Below are 18,835 nucleotides of genomic sequence, written 5' to 3' on the forward strand. Positions count from 1 at the left end.
GTCGCTCCTGCGGGGGTCTCGTGCGGCGCCGCGGGGCGTCAGATGGGTGCGAGCGACGCGCGGTAGCGCCGGGTGTGCCGTGGTGGGGGTCAGCCGGGCTGGCAGGTGGGGCACCAGTAGACGTTGCGCTCGCTCGTGGCGTTGGCGCCGAGCGAGGTCGCGCGGATGGGGGTGCCGCAGCGACGGCACGGGGCTCCCTCGCGCCCGTACACCCAGAACCGCCGCCCGGGCCGGTTGTCGCCGGTGAAGGTGCGCTCGGGCCGCGGAAGGTTGGCGCGGATCATGCGCTCGCCGAGGGCGATGGTCGCCCGCGCATCGATCTCGGTGGCGGGGGTGGTCGGCGCGATGCCGCGGACGAAGAGCAGCTCGTTCGCGTACACGTTGCCGAAGCCGGCGACGTTGCGCTGGTCGAGCAGGGCGACGTGCGCCGCTCGTTCGTCGGCGGAGACGCGGCGGACGGCCTCGGCCTCATCCCAGTCGTCGGCGAGCAGGTCGGGGCCGAGATGTCCGATGACGGTGTGTTCGTCGCTGGTGCGCAGCACTTCGACCATCGCGAGGTCGAATCCGACGGCATCGGCACCCGCGACACCGACGATCGCCCGCGCCTTGAAGGCCTGTCGACGCCAGCGCTCGCCCGGGCGGTAGACGTCCCACCGGCCCTCCATCTTCAGATGCGAATGGAGGGTGTAGCCGCCGATGCGGTGCAGGAGGTGCTTGCCCCGGGCGGCCACCTCGTGCACGGTCTCGCCGCGCAGGTCGGCTGTGGCGCTTCCCGGCACGCGGATGTCGAACCGTGTGACGACCTTGCCGGCGAGGGCTGCCGACAGCTTCGCCGCGGCGCGGTAGACGGTATCTCCTTCAGGCACGAGCGGCCTCGCGCAGGGTGTCGCCGGCGGTGAGCTTGCGCAGTGTCAGGCCCTTGGGCGATTCGACGAAACCGCCCTCGCGGAGAGCCCGGCCCACCGCGGTGCCGTACACGAACTCCCCGTTCACCTGTTCGACGGTGAGTGTCTCGAGTCGCCTCTTCTTCGCGGTCTCAGCGAGGTGCCGGGCCGCCGCCTGCAACACCGCTTCGTCGTTCGTGAAGGCGAGCGCGCTGCGACCGCCGCGTTCGAGGTACAGCGTGAGCTCACCGTCGACGAGCACGACGAGACCGCCGGCCTTGCGGCCCGGCCGGTGCGTGACCCCCTCGATGGCGGGCCAGCCGAGCGCCGCGCCGTAGGGGTTGGCGGGGTCGGTGGCGGCGAGCGTCATGGTGCGCAAGGGCGGCGGGTCGGCGACCGCGGCGAACTCGCGCAGCCGGTCGACCGTGGCCGAGGCGGCGAACTGCGCGGCGCCGAGCTTCTCGATCACGTAACCGCGTCGGCAGTGTCCGGCCTCTTCGAAGCCCGCGAGGATGCGATACACCTGAGCGAAGCCGCCGGGCACGCCCTCGGACTGCACGGCGCCGCGCGTGACCACCCCGTACCGATCGAGCAGCAGGCTCGCGGTCGCCGTCGCCCGGGCGGCGGGATCGTCTTCACGCTCGGGAAGGAGCGACCATCGACCGCCCAGGGACGGTGGTCGCGGTGCCGACGTGGCGCGCGGCATCGTCGCGCCGCGGTACATCCGCGCTCGAGGGGCGCGACGGGCGACGCGGTGCGATTGTCCGCCCCCGCTCAGCAGCGTGCGGACCGGGGCGAACGTGTCGTTCGTGACCCGCCCCGCCCACGTGAGCGCCCAGAGTGCGTCGTTGACGGACTGCTCGTTCTCGGCGCCGGCGAGCTGTCGCAACTGGCCGGCGAAGTAGGCTCCCCCGCCCTCGAGGGCGGTCAAGATGCGAGCCTCAAGCGAGTCGGGCGCGGGATCGTCGGCGTCCTCGGGGTCTTGCAGGGTGAACGGCGCCGCCTCGGCCGGGTGCAGGGCGATCCACCCGTCGCGACCGGGCAGGGTGCCGTGGCCCGACCAGACCACCTCTCCCGTGGCGGTCAGCTCGTCCAGCAAGGCGGGGGAGTAGTCCGACACGCGCGAAGGCAGGATCAGCGACTCCCACGCGCTCGCCGGGATGGGAACGCCCGCGAGTTGCTCGATCACGGCGAGCACGCCGTCGATGCCCTCGAGAGGCCGACCCAGGTGCTGCCACACGGGGAGGAACCGCGCGTACGCGGCCGGAGGAACCGGCTCGACACTGCCGCGGATGGCCGCCAGTGAACGCATGCGCAGACGTCGCAGCACTTCGACGTCGCACCACTCGGTCTCGTCGCCGCGGCTGCCGCCGGAGGCCTCGGGGAGGAAGAACCCGCTCGTCAGGCGCCCCTGAGACTCGAGGCGCTGCAGCGTGAGGCGCGCGACCGCGACTCCGACGCCCAGGCGTTCGGCCACGGCGTCGGTCGTGAACGGCGCGTGCGTGCGGGCGAAGCGCGCGACGAGATCGCCCAGAGGATCGGGGAAGGGCTCGAGGAACGCGTTGGGGATGCCGACGGGGAGAGCCGCACCCAGGGCATCGCGGAGGCGGCCGGCGTCTTCGATCCCGGCTGTCCGCGAGATACCCGCGATCGTCACGCGGATGGCTCGGCGGTCGTCGACGAGGGTCGCGAGATGCCGCTCCGCCTCGACCAGGGCATCGCCCTCGGTGTCGAGTCTCGCCGCCACCTCGGCCGCATCGAGGGGCCCGAGGATACGCAGCAGGTCGGCCACGCCTTCGACGCCGCGGGCCCGGCGATCGGGATCGAGGCGTTGAGCCTCGCGTTCGAACTGCGCGATGACGTCGGGATCGAGCAGCTCGCGCATCTCGACCTTGCCGAGCAGCTCGCTCAGCAGCGCCGGGTCGACCGACAGCGCCGCCGCCCGTCGCTCGGCGAGAGGGGAATCGCCCTCGTACATGAAGGCGCCCACGTAGCCGAAGAGCAGATCCCGCGCGTACGGGGAGGGCTGCGACGTCGTGATCTCGACGAGGCGGATCTTGCGCTCACCGATCTGCCGCGTGAGGCGCAGGAGAGCGGGGAGGTCGTAGACATCCTGGAGGACCTCGCGGAGCGTCTCGAGGATGATCGGGAACGCCGGGTGCCGCTTCGCGACCTCGAGCAACTGCGCCGAGCGCTGTCGCTGCTGCCAAAGCGGGGAACGCCGATTCGGGTTGAGCCGGGGCAGGAGCAAGGCTCGGGCGGCGCACTCGCGGAAGCGCGAGGCGAATAGCGAGGACCCGCCGACCTCGTCGGTGACGATCTGCTCGAGCTCCTCGGGTTCGAACACGAAGAGTTCCGCTCCGGGCGGCTCCGCCGCGGCATCCGGGACCCGGGCGATGATCCCGTCGTCGCTCGCGACCGCGGCGCCCTCGACCCCGAGGCGTTCGCGGATGCGTGCATTGACCGCGAGCGCCCACGGGGAGTGCACCTGCATGCCGTACGGGGAGTGCAGGATGATGCGCCAGTCGCCGACCTCGTCGCGACTGCGCTCGACGGTGAGCGTGCGGTCGGTGGGAAGGCTCCCCGTCGCCTCGCGCTGCTCGGCGAGATAGGCGAGGAGGTTGGTGATCGCGTTGTCGTCGAGGCCCGATTCGCGCAGGCGCTCCTCGGCCTTGCCGCGGTCGGCGGCGGCGATGTCGCGGGAGAATTTGCCGAGGGCCTCGCCCAGCTCGGCGGGGCGTCCGATGCCGTCGCCGTGCCAGAACGGGAGCTTGCCGGGCTGTCCGAAGGCGGGCAGAACGTTCACGCGGTCGTGGGTGATCTCGACGATGCGCCAGCTGGTGGTGCCGAGCGTGAAGACGTCGTTGACGCGGGACTCGTAGACCATCTCTTCGTCGAGTTCACCGACGCGGGCGTTCTGCGATTCTCCCGCGATGAAGACACCGAACAGACCGCGGTCGGGAATGGTTCCACCGCTCGTCACGGCCACGCGCTGCGCGCCCGGGCGCCCGGTGAGGGTGCCGGCGTCGCGGTCCCACACGAGGCGCGGGCGCAGCTCGGCGAACTCGTCGGAGGGGTAGCGCCCCGCCAGCAGGTCGAGGGTCGCCTCGAAGGCGGAGCGGGGGAGGGAGCGGAACGGCGCGCTGCGTTTGACCGTCTCGAACCACTCCTCGACGTCGATGGAGCCCAGGGCCGCGGCGGCCACCGTCTGCTGAGCCAGGATGTCGAGGGGATTCTGCGGAACCGAGATCGCCTCGATACGCCCCGCCAACATGCGCTCGGTGACGACGGCCGTGTGCAGCACATCGCTGCGGTGCTTGGGGAAGAGGGCGGCACGGCTGACCTCGCCGACCTGGTGGCCGGCACGGCCGACGCGCTGCAGACCGGATGCCGCGCTGGGCGGCGATTCCACCTGGATGACGAGGTCGACGGACCCCATGTCGATACCGAGCTCGAGGCTGCTCGTGGCGACGACGCAGCGGAGGGTGCCGGACTTGAGCTCGTCCTCGACCTGAGCACGTTGTTCTTTGGATACGGAGCCGTGGTGGGCTTTGGCGAGGATCGCGGCGACGCCCGCCGAAGACCCCGCTTGTGCCATCTGCGCGGCGGGCACGGTCGGGTCGGGGACGTCGATGCCCTGCCGCTCGGCGTAGATCTCGTTCAACCGGCCGGTGAGGCGCTCGGCCAGGCGGCGCGAGTTGGCGAACACGATGGTCGAACGTCGCTCGAGGATGCGGTCGACGATCGCTTCTTCGACGTGCGGCCACACCGAGCCCGACACCTCGGTGCTCTCGGGTCGATCGGAGAACCACTCGCCGTCGCCCGCTTCGTCGGGGGCGGGAGACCCCGGAGGAGGGGGCGGATTGAGCATGTCGTCGACCGGGACGACGACCGAGAGGTCGAAGGCCTTCGTGGCCTTGGGCGCCACGATGTCGACCGGCTGTGCTCCGCCGAGGAACCGGGCCACCTCGTCGATGGGCCGGACCGTCGCCGACAGCCCGATGCGCTGAGCGGGCTTGTCGAGCAGGGCGTCGAGACGTTCGAGACTCACGGCCAGGTGCGCACCGCGCTTGGTCGCCGCGACCGCGTGCACCTCGTCGATGATGACGGTGTGCACGCCGCGCAGGGTCTCGGCCGCCTGGCTCGTGAGCATGAGGTACAGGGACTCGGGCGTCGTGATGAGGATGTCGGGCGGGGCCGTCACGAGCTTGCGACGATCGCTCGAGCTCGTGTCGCCCGAGCGCACTCCCACGGTCACCGAAGGAACCTCGAGACCGAGACGGCGGGCGGACTGGCCGATACCCACGAGCGGTGAACGGAGGTTGCGCTCGACGTCGACGCCGAGAGCCTTCAACGGGGAGATGTACAGGATGCGAGTGTCGGTGGGGATCGCCTTGGGAGCCTTCGGCGCCGAACGCCTGCCGCGCGGTGGGGGAGCGGCATCGGGGATCTCGGGCCCCTTCTCGCGGAACACGCGGTCGATCGCGAAGAGGAACGCCGACAGGGTTTTGCCCGAACCGGTGGGCGCGACGACGAGGGCGTTGCGCCCCGACGACACGGACTCCCACGCGCCCTTCTGCGCGTTGGTCGGCGCCGAGAAGGCGCCACGGAACCAATCCTGCGTGGCAGGACCGAATCTCTCCAACACGTCGGCCATGCCGACATCTTCTCGTGGACCTCCGACATCGGGCCGGGGTTGACGTTCGCTGGCCGCGGAACGTCGTGTTTACGCTGGCCGTATGGGTGCTTCCTCTCGAGCGCGAGGCGCGGCGGCCGTCGCCGCGGCCGTGCGCGCGGCGTGCGGAGACTCGTCGGGGAATTCGTCGGGGGACTCGGGTGGCGGGTCCGACTGCTGACAGACCCGCCTCCTCACGCGGGGAGCTCCCGCAGCCGTCCCTCGCGTAGCTCGAGCCGGAGGTCGAGATCGAGTCGCGACAGGAACGCGTCGTCGTGACTGACCACCACCACGGCGCCCCGGTAGGCGCGGACCGCGGTGACCACCGCGTCGACGGTGTCGAGGTCGAGGTTGTTCGTCGGTTCGTCGAGCACGAGCAGCTGAGGAGGCGGGTCGGCCAGCAGAAGTCGTGCGAGCGCCACGCGGAACCGCTCGCCGCCCGACAACGACGACACGGCCCGCGTCACCGTGTCTCCCCGCAGGAGGAAGCGGGCCAGGCGGTCACGCACCTCGCCGGGAGGCACGGCGGGTGACGTCGCCCGCACGTTCTCGAGCGCGGATGCGTCGTCGTCCAGGCCGTCGAGGCGCTGGGGGAGGTAGCCGACCCGGTCGACGTACGTGCGGCAAGGGAGGGATGCCGCGTCATCGGCGCCGCGGACAAGACGCTCGAGCAGTGTGGTCTTGCCGGCGCCGTTCGGACCGACGAGGGCGACACGCTCGCGTCCCGTGACGATCCACTCGCGCTCGGCGTCCCCCAGCGCGAGGACACGACGCGCGGCGGCGTTGCCGGGATCGGGCAGGTCGACGCGCACGACGTCGTCGTCGCGCACACGGGCGGACGCCTCCGTGAGCGCGGAGCGCGCCGACGCTTCCTTCCCCTGCATCTGCGTGCGCAGACGCCCCGCGCTGACCTGCGCGGCGTTCGCGCGCATCCCCGCGAACATCTTGGGAACGCGCTTCTCGACCTCGGCCTTGTGCGCGACGCGCGTGCGCGTGGCGAGCTTGTCCTGCGCCTCGATGCGTTCCCGCCGTTCGCGGCGGAACGCCTGGGCGGCATCGCGCTCGGCGCGCAGGGCGGCCTCCTGCTCCGCGTCTCGCTGCGCGCGCCACGCGCTGTACGGCCCGCCGACGACGCTCAGGGAGTGCGCGTACAGCTCGGCGGTGGCATCCATCAGCTCGAGAAGGCCGACGTCGTGACTGACGACGACGAGCGCGCCCGGCCAGGTCCGCACGAGCTCGCCGACGCGCGCCCGGGCGTCGCGGTCGAGGTCGTTCGTGGGTTCGTCGAGCAGAGTCACGGCCGCGCGGGAGGAACGCAGGCCGAGGAGCGCGACGAGCACGGCCTCGCCGCCCGACAACTGCCCGATCGTCCGATCGAGCGCTTCCGCCGGAAGGCCGGCGTCGGCGAGCAGCGCCTCCGCTCTCGCCTCGACGTCCCAGTCGTCGCCGACGGCGTCGAAGTGTCGGGGATCGACGTCGCCGGCCTCGATGGCGCGCAGCGCACGACGGGTCTCCTCCACGCCGAGGAGGGAGGCGACGGAACGGGCGGGATCGACGGCGAGGCGTTGCGGCAGCATCGCGACCGGGCCGGAGGTCGACACCTGCCCGGACGTGGGAGCGATCAGCCCGGCGGCGACGCGCAACAACGTCGACTTGCCGGCGCCGTTGCGGCCGACGAGGCCCGTGCGGCCGGCACCGATCGCGCCCGACACGTCGTCGAGCGCGACGCTGCCGTCGGGCCAGACCAGGCGGACACGGTCGAACAGGAGGGAGGAACGAAGGGATGACACGAGAAGACTCCGATGACGCGGGATGCGCGGACACCGGACCCGTCCGCGTCAGCGGAGGGCGGCCGAGGAAACGGCGGGTCGACGGGTCAGCGCGCGGACAGAAGCGCGGAAGCGTCGACGTTCTTCACCGGAGGAGACCTCGTTCTCGGGGGCGGGGGATGACCACGATAGCCGACGAGCGTGTTTGGCGGTACCCCGGTTCAGGTGACGGAGGCACCGGCGCGGTCGGCCAGACGCGCGTCGAGGAACGCCCGAACGTCGTCGAGCTCGTCCTGCGAGATGGAGTGTGTCAGCCCGGGATACACGCGTCCGCTCAATTCGCTGTGGCCCGGCAGCCATTGCGACGTGAGATCGATCAACGGTGCGGGGATGACGTCGTCGGCTGCGCCACGGCCCCAGAACACCGGTGGCCGGCGCTGGGCGAGGACGGCGTCACCCGGCAGCTCGCCACCCGCCGCGTAGCCGGCGAGGACGACGGCGAACGACACCGCGTCGGGGTCGACGCGCAGGGCCTGCAGGGCGACAGCGCCGCCCTGAGAGAAGCCGAGCAAGCCCACGGGCGCCGATCCGACGGCATCCTGCACCCAGTCGAGAACCGCCCGCGCGGCGAGCGTGACGGCCGCTGGATCGCGCCCGTCGAGACCCTCGATCGGGTACCACGAGGCGCCCGGGGTGGGCCACGGTGGCGCGAGCGGGGCGCGCACACTCGCGACGACGAAGGCGTCTGGCAGGTACGGCACCAGGCCGAACAGGTCGTGCTCGTCGGCCCCGTACCCGTGCAGCAACACCAGGACAGGCCGCCCCGCGCGCTCGGCGGGCGGCGCGGACCACCGCACGATGGACGGGTCGAGGGACGGCTGATCACTCATGCCGCCATTGTGGCAAAGGCCTCCGACATCGCGGCCGGAACGATGTCGGCGCGCGGGACACGCGGCATCCGGGGCGGGCGGTTGATATACAGGGAGCATGCCCGTGCGCACTCCCGATCCCGAACCCGGCGACAACGGCGACGAGCGCGAGCCGCTCTCGGCGTCCTTCTCAGGAGCGCAGGGAGGCCCGAACCCCAACCCGGGGTGGCTGAGCGAGGTCGAGCTCGCCGAGGCGCGGCGCCGTCTGCCGATGCTCTACGTCGAGGCTCTGCCCGTCCGCACCGACGGAATGGGGGCGGTGACCCAGGTCGGCATCCTGCTGCGGGCGACGCCCCTCGGCGAGATGACCCGCACGCTCGTCTCGGGTCGCGTCCGCTACGGCGAGACCGTGCGCGACGCGCTGTTCCGTCACCTCGAGAACGACCTCGGCCCCATGGCCTTCCCGCTGCTGCCGCCCTCGCCCACCCCGTTCACGGTGGCCGAGTACTTCCCGCTCCCCGGCGTCAGCGCCTTCCATGACGACCGTCAGCACGCCGTCGCGCTCGCCTTCGTGGTCCCGGTGACCGGCACCTGCGAGCCACGCCAGGACGCGCTCGAGGTCACCTGGCTGTCGCCGGAGGAGGCGGCATCCGATGCCCTCTCCGACGAGATGGAGGGCGGCCGCGGCACCCTCATCCGCCAGGCGCTGGCCTCGGTGGGTGCCCTGCGCTGACGTGCCCTCCCACCCGGGTCGACAGCGGATTCATCCCCGGCGCCGTTGCCGGTGTCGGTGGCCCTGTCTAGGGTCGAGGAATGGCGCATCCTCCCCTGGAACCCCTGTCCCTCCCGCACGATCTCGACGGATGGAAGAGCTTCGCGGCCGATCGTCCTGCCGAACGCCTGCAGCGCGTGGCGGCGATCGACGCACGTCTCGTCGACGAGCCCGGCCTGTCGCTGCAGGAGCGCCTCGCCCTGTGGAACGAGGCCGACATCGCTCTCGCCGAGGCCGCGGCGCCGTCGCACCTCGTCAGCGAATCGCACCCCGATGCCGAGGTGCGCGATGCGGCAGAGAAGCAGGCGCAGGCCGTCGATGCGGTGCAGTCGCGACGCCTTCTCGATCGCGGGCTCTGGCGGGTCTTCGCGGACGCCGACCCGTCCGGGCTCTCCTCCGACGAGCGGCGCTTCTTGGAGCAGGTGCGTCGCGACTTCCGACGCGGCGGCGTGGACCTCGCGGATGCCGAGCGCGAGCGCGTGCGCGAACTCACCGACCGTGACACGGAGCTCTCGCTGACCTTCTCGCGGAACATCCGCGAGGGGCGGCGCGAGGTTCGGGTTCCCGCGGCCTCGCTCGAAGGCCTGCCCGCGGATTTCCTCGCCGAGCACCCCTCCGACGCCGAGGGGATGGTCACCCTGACGACCGAGTACACCGACCTCATGCCAGTCCGGGAATATGCGCGGGACCGCTCCGTTCGACACGAGCTCATGGGGGCGTACAACGACCTCGCGTGGCCGGTGAACGAGCCCGTTCTCGCCGAACTGCTCGCGGTGCGCGCGGAGCGGGCGCAGCTCCTGGGCTACGGCGACTGGGCCGATTACGAGACCGAGACCCGCATGATCGGCTCGAGCACGGCCGTGCGCGCGTTCCTCGAGCGCGTGGCCGAAGCGGTCGCTCCAGCGGCGGCCGACGAGTACGAGCGCGTGCTCGAGCGGTTGCGCCGCGACGCCCCCGAGGCCGACGTGGTCACGACCGCCGACTTCTGGTACATCCTCGGGGCGCTCAAGCGCGAGGAGTACGACGTCGACGCGCAGCTCGTCCGGTCGTACTTCCGCTTCGATCGCGTGCTCGAGGGCGTGCTGAACACCACGGGACGCCTGCTCGACGTGCAGTACGTCCCGGTCGACGCCCCGTCGTGGCACGACGACGTCCGCACTTACGACGTGGTCCGCGGCGAGGAACGGCTCGGTCGCATCCACCTCGACCTGCACCCGCGCGACGGCAAGTACAACCACGCTGCGTGCTTCGGGCTGGCCCCGGGCATCGCCAGCCGGTCCCTGCCCGAATCGGTGCTGCTCTGCAACTTCTCGCGAGGACTCCTCGAGCACGACGAGGTCGTCACGTTCTTCCACGAGTTCGGTCACCTCGTACACGACATCCTCGGCGGTCATCAGAGCCGGGCGCGGTGGACGGGTGTTGCGACCGAGTGGGACTTCGTCGAGGCCCCGAGTCAGCTGCTCGAGGAGTGGGCGTGGGATGCCGAGGCCCTCGCCTCCTTCGCGGTGAACGATGCCGGTGAGCCGATCCCCGCCGACCTCGTCGACCGGATGCGCACCGCCGACGCCTTCGGCCGGGGCCTCGAAGTCACCCGACAGCTCGGCCACGCGACGACCTCCTACCGGCTGCACGTGGACCGGCCGGACGACCTCACCACGGCCGTCGACGGGTACTACCGCGCCGCCAGTCCGATCGCCCCGCTCGATGGAGCGCACTCGTACGCCGGTTTCGGCCATCTCACCGGATACGGCGCGTGCTATTACACCTATCAGTGGAGCCTCGTGATCGCCCGCGACCTGCTCTCCGCGTTCGGCGACGACCTGTTCGACGTCGAGACGGCCACCCGATACCGGCGCGAGATTCTCGAGCCCGGCGGGTCGCGCGACGCGCGCGACCTCGTGAAGGCCTTCCTCGGCCGCGAGTCGACCTTCGACGCCTACCGCGACTGGCTCGCCGGAGCCTGACGACGACAGAGGGCCGCGGCATCCCGATCCGGATGCCGCGGCCCTCTCGATCCGCTCAGGGTCAGGCGGTCGTCTCCCGCGAGATCGCGGCGACGAACGCGTCGATGTCGGCCTCGGTCGTGTCGAACGAGCACATCCATCGCACCTCGCGGCGCAGCTCATCCCAGTCGTAGAAGCGGAAGCTCTGGCGAAGCCGGTCCGCGACACCGGCGGGGAGCGTCGCGAAGACGCCGTTCGCCTGGGTGGGCTGAGTGAACTCCACGCCCTGGATCGACCCGTCGGCGAGGCCCGCCTCGATGCCGGCGCGCAGGCGCTGCGCCATGGAGTTCGAGTGCCGGGCGTTGTGCAGCCAGAGGTCGTTCTCGAGCAGGGCGACCAGCTGCGCCGACACGAAGCGCATCTTGCTTGAGAGCTGCATGTCGAGTTTGCGCAGATACGTCAGACCCGTGGATGCCGCGGGGTCGAGCACGACGATGGCCTCGCCGATCATGGCGCCGTTCTTAGTGCCGCCGAAACTGAGGACGTCGACGCCCGCGTCGCGGGTGAAGGCGCGGAGGGGAACGTCGAGGGCGGCGGCCGCGTTCGAGATGCGCGCACCGTCCATGTGCAGGCGCATACCGTGGCCGTGAGCGTGGGCTGCGAGCTCGCGGATCTCCTCGACGCTGTAGAGCGTGCCGAGTTCGGTCGACTGGGTGATCGAGACGACCAGCGGCTGCGCGCGGTGCTCGTCGCCCCAACCCCAGGCCTCGCGGTCCACGAGCTCGGGGGTGAGCTTGCCGTCGTCCGTGGGAACGGTGAGGATCTTGATCCCGCCGACCCGCTCGGGTGCTCCACCCTCATCGACGTTGATGTGGGCGGTGGATGCCGAGATCACGGCGCCCCAGCGGGGGAGCATCGACTGCAGCCCGACGACGTTGGCGCCCGTGCCGTTGAAGACCGGGTAGGCCTCGACGCCCTCGCCGAGGAGCGAGACGAACAGCTCCTGCAGGCGGGCGGTGTAGACGTCTTCGCCGTAGGCGACCTGGTGGCCGTCGTTGGCGGCGGCGATGGCGGCCAGCACGTCGGGGTGGATTCCGGAGTAGTTGTCGGAGGCGAAGCCGCGCACCGAGGAGTCGTGGAGGGTGGTCACCGTCCCAGCGTAACGACCGCCGGACTCCGCCCTTCCTCCCCAGGGAGGGATAACGAGTCGGTGTCCCCATTCCGTCCCGTCCGGCCCTCGGGTGTCGGTGGGGGCGGGGAGAATGGCGGGATGCACATGGACCCCGAGGCGCTCAGCATCGCCGGTGAGATCTTCTCCCCTGCGGCCATGACGCGTGCCGATCGGCTCCTCGTCTACGGCTCGGTCGAGGTCAGCGACGTCAAGACATTCGACGGGGTCCTCGTCGTGTCGGCGCATTCGTTCGGTGCGGCGGGCTACGAGCACCTCGAGCTGCGCGTGCCCACCGATTACACGCGGGTCTCGGGATGGTGCTCGTGCGGACGCGGTCCCGAGTGCGAGCACTGCTGCGCGGCGGCGGTGCTGCTGTTCGACCGTATGGTCTCGGCGGGGCGACCCCCGCGTCCCGAGTGGCAGCGCACTCTCGACGACCTGCTGACCGTCACCCCCCGGGTCCCCGACGAACCCCCGGTCGACCTGTGCCTCTTCCTCGCCATCCGCCGCGGCGGGGGCCACGGCCGCAGCACCGCGTTGACGCTCACCGCCCGGCCCGGCATGCGGGGCACGCGTGGCACGTGGATCAAGGGCCGCGCGGGCTGGTCGGGCTTGTCGTTGCTGTCGGCGGATCCCCGGGCGCGCGCGGCGCTCGACAGCCTGGGCCGCCTCGGTCGCTCCGGCAACGGGGCGTTCCTCTCCGACGAATGGATGCCGCTCTCCGCCGTGCCCCCGCACTCGCTCTGGATGCAGCTCGAGGCCGTCGTCGCCGCCGGGGTGCCGCTCGTGGCGGCCTCGGGTGCGCACCACCCCGTGCAGATCCTCGAGCAGGCCGCGACCGCAGCGGTCTCCGTCGATCGCCGCGGCTCCGCGCTGCACGTCCGGGGGATCGTCCAGGGCATCGACGACGAGACCGCCTCCCTACCGTCGTGGGTGGTGGGCGACCCGGCCGTGGCCGTCGCCTTCGTGGGGGATCGTGACGGCGACGACGAGCGGATCACGCTCGCGCCTCTCGCGGCTCCCGTCACGGGTCCCCTCCGCGGGCTGTTGATACGCGGGGCCGCGCTCACGGTCGACGGGAGCTCCGACACGTTCCTTCGCGACTACGTGCCCCGCTTACAGCTGGAGGCGCCCGTGGTGTCGCCCCGGGGCACGGTGGAGCTGCCGCCGCCGCCCCGTCCCGTCCTCGAAGTGTCCGTCGACCACCGCGCGGGACGCGCGTCCGTCGTCGTCCACTGGGACCGGTCGGCGACGAACGGTCGGCGCGACGAGGCGAACGAGGCGTCGACGTGGAGAGCCGTTTCGGCCGTCGCAGCGGAGCTGCGTATCGAGCTCCCGCAACCGTTCGCTTCGGGGAGCACCCCGCCGCGCTTGTGGGCTCCGGCAGAGGCGGCGATCTTCATCGCCGAGGCGATGCCGCGTCTCCAGGCTCTCGAGAACGTCCGGGTGATCGTGGCCGACGGGGCCGTGCCCTACCGTGCGGCCGCCGAGCCGGCGTCCGTCGAGCTGCGCACCGGAGACGACGACGGCAGCGACTGGTTCGACCTGCACGCGCGCGTCACCGTCGGCGACGCCGAGGTCGACTTCGCCGAGCTCTACACCGCGCTCGTCGTCGGTGATCGCGCGCTCTTCCTCGGTGACGGATCGTACGTCCGGCTGGACACCCCCGCTTTCGACCGGCTGCGCGCCGTCATCGACGAAGCGCGAACGCTCGCCGACCGCCCGGACGGCGGATTGCAGCTCAACCGATACAACGTCGGTCTGTGGGACGACCTGTCCGAACTGGGTCTGCTCGCGGCGCAAGAGGCCGAGTGGTGGCTGCGCGTGCGCGGTCTCACCGACGAGGCCGTCATCGCCCCTGTGGCGTCTCCCGAGGGATTGCGGGCCACGCTGCGCGACTATCAGCGCACGGGGTTGGACTGGCTGCACTTCCTCCGCACGCAGGGACTCGGTGGCGTGCTCGCCGACGACATGGGTCTCGGAAAGACCGTGCAGGCGATCGCGATGATGGAGGTCGCTCGCGAGGCCGACCCCCGGATGGCGCCGTTCCTGATCGTGGCGCCGACGAGCGTCGTCGGCAACTGGGCGCGCGAGTGCGCCGCCTTCGCACCGGGGCTCCGTGTCACGACCATCACCTCGACGGGGGCGCGACGCGCCACGTCCATCTCCCAAGAGGCCACCGGCGTGCACGTGGTGGTGACCAGCTACGCGCTGTTCCGCTTGGAGCAGGAGCAGTACGCCGAGGCCGAGTGGTCGGGACTCGTGCTCGATGAGGCCCAGCAGATCAAGAACCCCTCGTCGCGCGGCTATCGCGCCGCTCGCGCCCTGTCGGTGCCCTTCACCCTCGTCATCACGGGCACACCGATGGAGAACAACCTGCTCGAGCTCTGGGCTCTCCTGTCGCTCGTCGCCCCGGGGCTGTTGGGAACACGGGAGTCCTTCACGGCGATGTACCGCACGCCCATCGAGAAGCACTCCGACGGCGCCCGGCTCGACCTTCTCCGGCGACGCATCCGACCGTTCCTGCTCCGGCGTACGAAAGACCTGGTCGCCGCCGAACTGCCCTCGAAGCAGGAGACGGTGGTGGAGGTCACCCTGCACCCGACGCATCGAAAGCTGTACGACCGGCGGTTCCATCGCGAGCGCCAACGGCTCCTCGGTCTGCTCGACGATGCAGAAGGCAACCGCTTCGCGATCTTCCGCTCCCTGACGATGCTGCGCCAACTCGCTCTCGACCCAGCGCTCGTCGACGAAGGAGAAGCGCCCTCCGCCAAACTCGATGCGCTGGTCGAACTCGTGACCGAGGCCGCTGCCGAGGGGCACCGCGTCCTCGTCCTGAGCCAGTTCACGCGCTTCCTGCGGTCGGCTCGCGAGAGGTGTACCGAGGCGGACCTGGCTTCCGGCTACCTCGATGGCACCACTACGAACCGGCAAGCCGAGATCGACCGCTTTCGGGAGGGCGACGATCCCGTCTTCTTCATCTCCCTCAAGGCGGGAGGCGTCGGCCTCAACCTCGTCGAGGCCGACTACGTCGTGCTGCTCGACCCGTGGTGGAACCCTGCGGTCGAGGATCAGGCGATCGACCGTGCCCACCGCATCGGGCAGACCCGTCCGGTGATCGTCTACCGCCTCGTGGCAGCCGACACCATCGAGCAGAAGGTGGTGGCTCTGCGCGAGACGAAGGCGGATCTCTTCTCGCGAGTGCTCGACGGAGGCGGCGAGGGAGAAGCGTTCGGCGGTGGCGTTCGCCTGACGGCGGCGGACATTCGCGGCTTGATCGACTGACGTCACCCTTCGGATCGGCGCCCCGCCTGGCGTGGCCACGCGCTGAGCCGGGCGCGAACGTCCCGCCCCTGTCGCATGCGCTCCCTTCGCTCGGCGGCCGGACCCTGGTCAACGTCGGACCCCAGGTCTACCGTGGCGCTATGTCCGAGACTCCGGCCCCCGCTGCGCCTCCCGCTGCGGTCGCGTCCGCCGGGCGCCGCACCTTCTTGGCGGTGCTCGCCAACACGGCCGCGGCCAACGTGACGACGAGCTTCCTGTGGTTCGCCCTGACCTTCTGGGTGTACCTCGAGACCCGGTCCGTCCTCGCCACCGGCATCGTCGGCGGTGCGTACATGCTTCTGCTCGCCGTTTTCGCGATGGTGTTCGGTTCGCTCGTCGACCGCCACCGCAAGCACCGGGTCATGGTGGTCTCCGGGTTCGTGACGCTCGTGGCGTTCCTGCTGGCGGGGGCACTTTGGGTCGCGTTCTCCGAGGCCGTGCTGCTCGACCTCGGCGGGCCGTGGTTCTGGCTCTTCGCGGGCATCATCCTCGCCGGCGCCGTGATCGAGAACCTCCGCAACATCGCCCTGTCGACGACCGTGACCCTCCTCGTACCGGTCGAGAGACACGCCAACGCGAACGGCCTCGTCGGCACGGTGCAGGGCCTCGCTTTCGTGGTGACGAGCGTCTTCAGCGGCCTGTCGGTGGGCTTCCTCGGTATGGGCTGGACCTTGGTCATCGCCGTGGTCCTCACCACCCTCGCTCTCGCGCACCTGCTGACGATCCGCATCCCCGAGGAGCGACCTGCCGCCGGGCGGACCCCGGGCCCCGTCGTCGACCTGCGCGGGGCGGTCCGAGCCGTTCGCCTCGCACCCGGCTTGTTCGCCCTGATCGTGTTCTCGACGTTCAACAACCTCATCGGCGGCGTCTACATGGCGCTCATGGACCCGTACGGTCTCGAGATGTTCGACGTGAAGGTCTGGGGCATCGTCCTCGGGGTCACCGCGACCGGCTTCATCATCGGCGGGAGTCTCGTCGCGAAGTTCGGCCTGGGCGAGAATCCCATACGCACGATGCTCTGGATCGTGATCGCGATGGGGGCGCTCGGAGCACTGTTCACCCTCCGCGAGTGGTGGTGGCTCTACGTGCTCGGCATCTGGGTGTACATGGCCCTCCTTCCGCCGGTCGAGGCGGCCGAGCAGACGGTCATCCAGAAAGTCGTCCCCTTCGAGACGCAGGGGCGCGTCTTCGGCTTTGCGGCGGCGTTCGAATCGGCCGCGGCGCCCGTGACGTCGTTCCTCATCGCGCCGATCGCGCAGTTCCTGATCATCCCGTACATGGACGGCGAGAGCGGCCGCTCGACGTGGGGCTGGCTGCTCGGCGAGGGCGACTCGCGCGGCATCGCGCTGGTCTTCGCCGTCTCGGGTGTGGTGATGGTGATCGCGGCTGCCCTGGCGTTCCTCACGCGCTCGTACCGCACGCTCTCTCGGCAGTACCGAACGGGCGGGATCGATGCTGGCAGTCACGGGTCACCGACGTCCGCCCCCCGGTGAGAGTCGACCGAGGGGCGGACGTTCGAGATGTCGTCCCGACAGTCCAAGGGTCTGACACGCCGCTCTGGAGAGCAGTCCGACCGGTGACCCTGCGTGACGTCGTTGCGGGCGCGTCGCCTGCTGTCGTGCGCGCGGGGGGCGTCAGGCCAGACCGCGCGCGAGGCTCGCCGCTTCGTCCGGAGAGAGGTCGAAAACGGCCCCCGCTTGGGCCGAGGTGCTGGGGTCGGGGTTCAGCTGGCCGGAGATCTGCAGAAGGAAGGCGTGCTGGTCGTTGTTGATCTTGGTCGCGTCAGGACCGCACAGGCGGAGGAAGACGAGCAGGTCGATATAAGCCTGGCTGGGGACGATCCATTCTTTTCCGCCGGGTCCGACGGCGATGATGCCGGAACCCCACGTGTACAGGCGAATGGGTCGAGTATCGTTTTCGATCTTCCGGAAGAGTGCCGCCTGGGCATTAGCGTCGTACATGTCGTCCTCTGGTTCTTGGGGCTTCGGTGCGTAAGATCCGGCAAATGTCCAATGGTGATATTCGATCTGACTGAATCCGCCACCCTCCCACCACCAGCCGAACCGGCCGGCATTGTTGCGCATCCATTGGAAATCAGTGGTATTCGGGCCGAGATACACCTGCCCTCCGAAATCGACGGACAATGCCCAGCCATGATTGGACGTCCCCGGATAGGCGGCGAGATTGCCGCCGTTGTAGAGGTAGTCGTTATAGGCCTTCCGCTGACCCGCGAGGTCGCGATAGCCGTCGTTCAGGATGAGATCGTGCCCGCGAGCGTCCCGGAAGGCCGTCATCATGTCCCGCAGCGCGGCGGCAGCGTCAGCGCGCAGCCAGATGTTCCCCACGCGGGACAGAGCCGAAGTGGGTATTTCGCCGTTGTTGTAATTCCCCCATGCGCCCGTCGCCGTGGGAATTGCGTCGGCCTGAGCCGCCGAGGTGTTTCCGCCGACGGAATAAGTCGTTGCGGCAGCCGTCGCTATCAGCGACGAGACAATCAGGCTGCGACGGCTGACTTTCGAATCGACGACGTCTTCAGTTCTCGGCACGAGTCGAGCATATGAGCCGGTTATGGTTGTCGTATGTAGGCCGTTCGGGGGACATCTCGAAAAGCGCAAACGCAGAGGCGAAGGAACGATCGCTTTCCGGCGGGATGAGTGACCGGCAGGCCTCGCGCCGGCGGAATGCGGCTCTTGCTCACTTCCCGTCGGGTCGCTCGCCGCCGTCGATGAGGGGTACGGTGCGATCGTTCCACGCCCCGGCCGCGTCGTCCCACAGCGCGACGACGGCGGATGCCAACGCCGCCTCCAGCCCATCGAGGTTCCGCACGCGGAAGATCACGCCGGCGGCCGTCAGCTCGCGCCCCGAATCGCGTGCGGTTTTCGCGTACCCCTGCGCCACGGCTCGCGCCCACGCCTCGCTCGCGGCCTTCACCGCGGCGTAGTTCGCGCCTCCCGCCAGGGGGCGTGCGACGGCGGTGGACGAGACGATCGCGAGGCGACCGGCATCCGAGCCGCGGAGGTCGTCGTCGAAGGTGCGGCTGACGTTCCGCAGAGCCGTGAACGAGCGCAGCAGGACGGCGAAGTCCTCGTCGCTCTGTCCGGCGAGGCCGCCTCCGCCGCGCCAGCCGCCGACGAGGTGGATCACGCCGTCGACGTTCCCGTGCGCGATGTGCACGCGGTCGCGCAGAGCCGCCACCGCGGCCGGGTCGGTCAGATCGCACAGCTCGGTCATCGCTCCGGGAGCGGCGTCAGCGGCCTCCGCCAGGCGGCCGGCGTTCGATCCCACCACCACGACCCGCGCCCCCGCCGCGAGGAGGGCACGAGCGCAGGCCCGCCCGGCTGCACTCGTCCCGCCCGCGAGAAGGACGAGCCGTCCACGGAGCGGCTGCGAAGGCTCGACCGCGGAGTCGGTCGTCTCGTCGCTCATCG

11 protein-coding genes are annotated in these 18,835 nt (G+C 70.6%); 4 read left to right on the forward strand and 7 right to left on the reverse strand.

Annotation, left to right across the window (positions count from 1 at the left end; translation table 11 throughout):
- Positions 1 to 89: 89 nt before the first annotated feature.
- The 4 genes from J2X55_RS04830 to J2X55_RS04845 all read right to left on the reverse strand — a co-directional run bounded on the left by J2X55_RS04830 (position 90) and on the right by J2X55_RS04845 (position 8,218).
- Entirely contained in the window at positions 90 to 866 is a 777-nt protein-coding gene (locus J2X55_RS04830; protein WP_115915950.1) for a DNA-formamidopyrimidine glycosylase family protein, read from the reverse strand.
- Complete coding sequence (locus J2X55_RS04835; protein WP_309822139.1) at positions 859 to 5,541, reverse strand: ATP-dependent helicase; 4,683 nt, start codon at positions 5,539 to 5,541, stop codon at positions 859 to 861. The genes J2X55_RS04830 and J2X55_RS04835 overlap by 8 nt, the downstream gene beginning before the upstream one ends.
- Before the next feature lie 212 nt (positions 5,542 to 5,753).
- Positions 5,754 to 7,349: an ATP-binding cassette domain-containing protein gene (locus J2X55_RS04840; RefSeq protein WP_309822140.1), complete on the reverse strand. Its 1,596-nt coding sequence runs from the start codon at positions 7,347 to 7,349 to the stop codon at positions 5,754 to 5,756.
- A gap of 200 nt (positions 7,350 to 7,549) precedes the next feature.
- Positions 7,550 to 8,218, reverse strand: coding sequence for an alpha/beta fold hydrolase (locus J2X55_RS04845; protein WP_309822141.1), 669 nt, complete (start codon positions 8,216 to 8,218; stop codon positions 7,550 to 7,552).
- Between the two features lie 97 nt (positions 8,219 to 8,315).
- Between J2X55_RS04845 and J2X55_RS04850 the strand changes: the two genes are divergently transcribed.
- Both J2X55_RS04850 and J2X55_RS04855 read left to right on the forward strand, forming a co-directional pair.
- Positions 8,316 to 8,930 carry an NUDIX hydrolase family protein gene (locus J2X55_RS04850; protein ID WP_056226157.1) on the forward strand — a complete coding sequence of 205 codons (615 nt, stop codon included), beginning with the start codon at positions 8,316 to 8,318 and terminating at the stop codon, positions 8,928 to 8,930.
- Between the two features lie 80 nt (positions 8,931 to 9,010).
- On the forward strand, positions 9,011 to 10,933 hold the full coding sequence (locus J2X55_RS04855) for a M3 family metallopeptidase (protein ID WP_309822142.1): 1,923 nt from the start codon (positions 9,011 to 9,013) through the stop codon (positions 10,931 to 10,933).
- Positions 10,934 to 10,994: 61 nt separating this feature from the next.
- On the opposite strand, the gene J2X55_RS04860 is transcribed toward J2X55_RS04855, so the two are convergent.
- The gene (locus J2X55_RS04860) at positions 10,995 to 12,062 is read right to left on the reverse strand and encodes a low specificity L-threonine aldolase (protein ID WP_309822143.1); all 1,068 of its coding nucleotides are present in this window, start codon (positions 12,060 to 12,062) and stop codon (positions 10,995 to 10,997) included.
- A 120-nt stretch (positions 12,063 to 12,182) separates the two neighbouring features.
- On the opposite strand from J2X55_RS04860, the gene J2X55_RS04865 reads away from it, so the two are divergent.
- Complete coding sequence (locus J2X55_RS04865) at positions 12,183 to 15,368, forward strand: DEAD/DEAH box helicase (protein ID WP_309822144.1); 3,186 nt, start codon at positions 12,183 to 12,185, stop codon at positions 15,366 to 15,368.
- Between the two features lie 140 nt (positions 15,369 to 15,508).
- Positions 15,509 to 16,900 (forward strand): MFS transporter, encoded by a 1,392-nt coding sequence (locus tag J2X55_RS04870; RefSeq protein WP_309822145.1) that lies wholly within the window; start codon positions 15,509 to 15,511, stop codon positions 16,898 to 16,900.
- A 141-nt stretch (positions 16,901 to 17,041) separates the two neighbouring features.
- Here J2X55_RS04870 and J2X55_RS04875 read toward each other — a convergent pair whose 3' ends face one another.
- Complete coding sequence (locus J2X55_RS04875) at positions 17,042 to 17,953, reverse strand: M15 family metallopeptidase (protein ID WP_181906358.1); 912 nt, start codon at positions 17,951 to 17,953, stop codon at positions 17,042 to 17,044.
- Positions 17,954 to 18,101: 148 nt separating this feature from the next.
- Positions 18,102 to 18,833 carry an SDR family oxidoreductase gene (locus J2X55_RS04880; protein ID WP_309822146.1) on the reverse strand — a complete coding sequence of 244 codons (732 nt, stop codon included), beginning with the start codon at positions 18,831 to 18,833 and terminating at the stop codon, positions 18,102 to 18,104.
- Between the last annotated feature and the right edge of the window lie 2 nt (positions 18,834 to 18,835).

This window comes from Microbacterium sp. 1154, assembly GCF_031455375.1.
GTDB lineage: Bacteria > Actinomycetota > Actinomycetes > Actinomycetales > Microbacteriaceae > Microbacterium.

Coding starts and splice junctions, on each gene's coding strand:
- J2X55_RS04835 (WP_309822139.1), bottom strand. CDS start 5,541: ATGGCCGACGTGTTGGAGAGATTCGGTCCTGCCACGCAGGATTGGTTC.
- J2X55_RS04855 (WP_309822142.1), top strand. CDS start 9,011: ATGGCGCATCCTCCCCTGGAACCCCTGTCCCTCCCGCACGATCTCGAC.
- J2X55_RS04845 (WP_309822141.1), bottom strand. CDS start 8,218: ATGAGTGATCAGCCGTCCCTCGACCCGTCCATCGTGCGGTGGTCCGCG.
- J2X55_RS04865 (WP_309822144.1), top strand. CDS start 12,183: ATGCACATGGACCCCGAGGCGCTCAGCATCGCCGGTGAGATCTTCTCC.
- J2X55_RS04870 (WP_309822145.1), top strand. CDS start 15,509: ATGTCCGAGACTCCGGCCCCCGCTGCGCCTCCCGCTGCGGTCGCGTCC.
- J2X55_RS04850 (WP_056226157.1), top strand. CDS start 8,316: ATGCCCGTGCGCACTCCCGATCCCGAACCCGGCGACAACGGCGACGAG.
- J2X55_RS04880 (WP_309822146.1), bottom strand. CDS start 18,833: ATGAGCGACGAGACGACCGACTCCGCGGTCGAGCCTTCGCAGCCGCTC.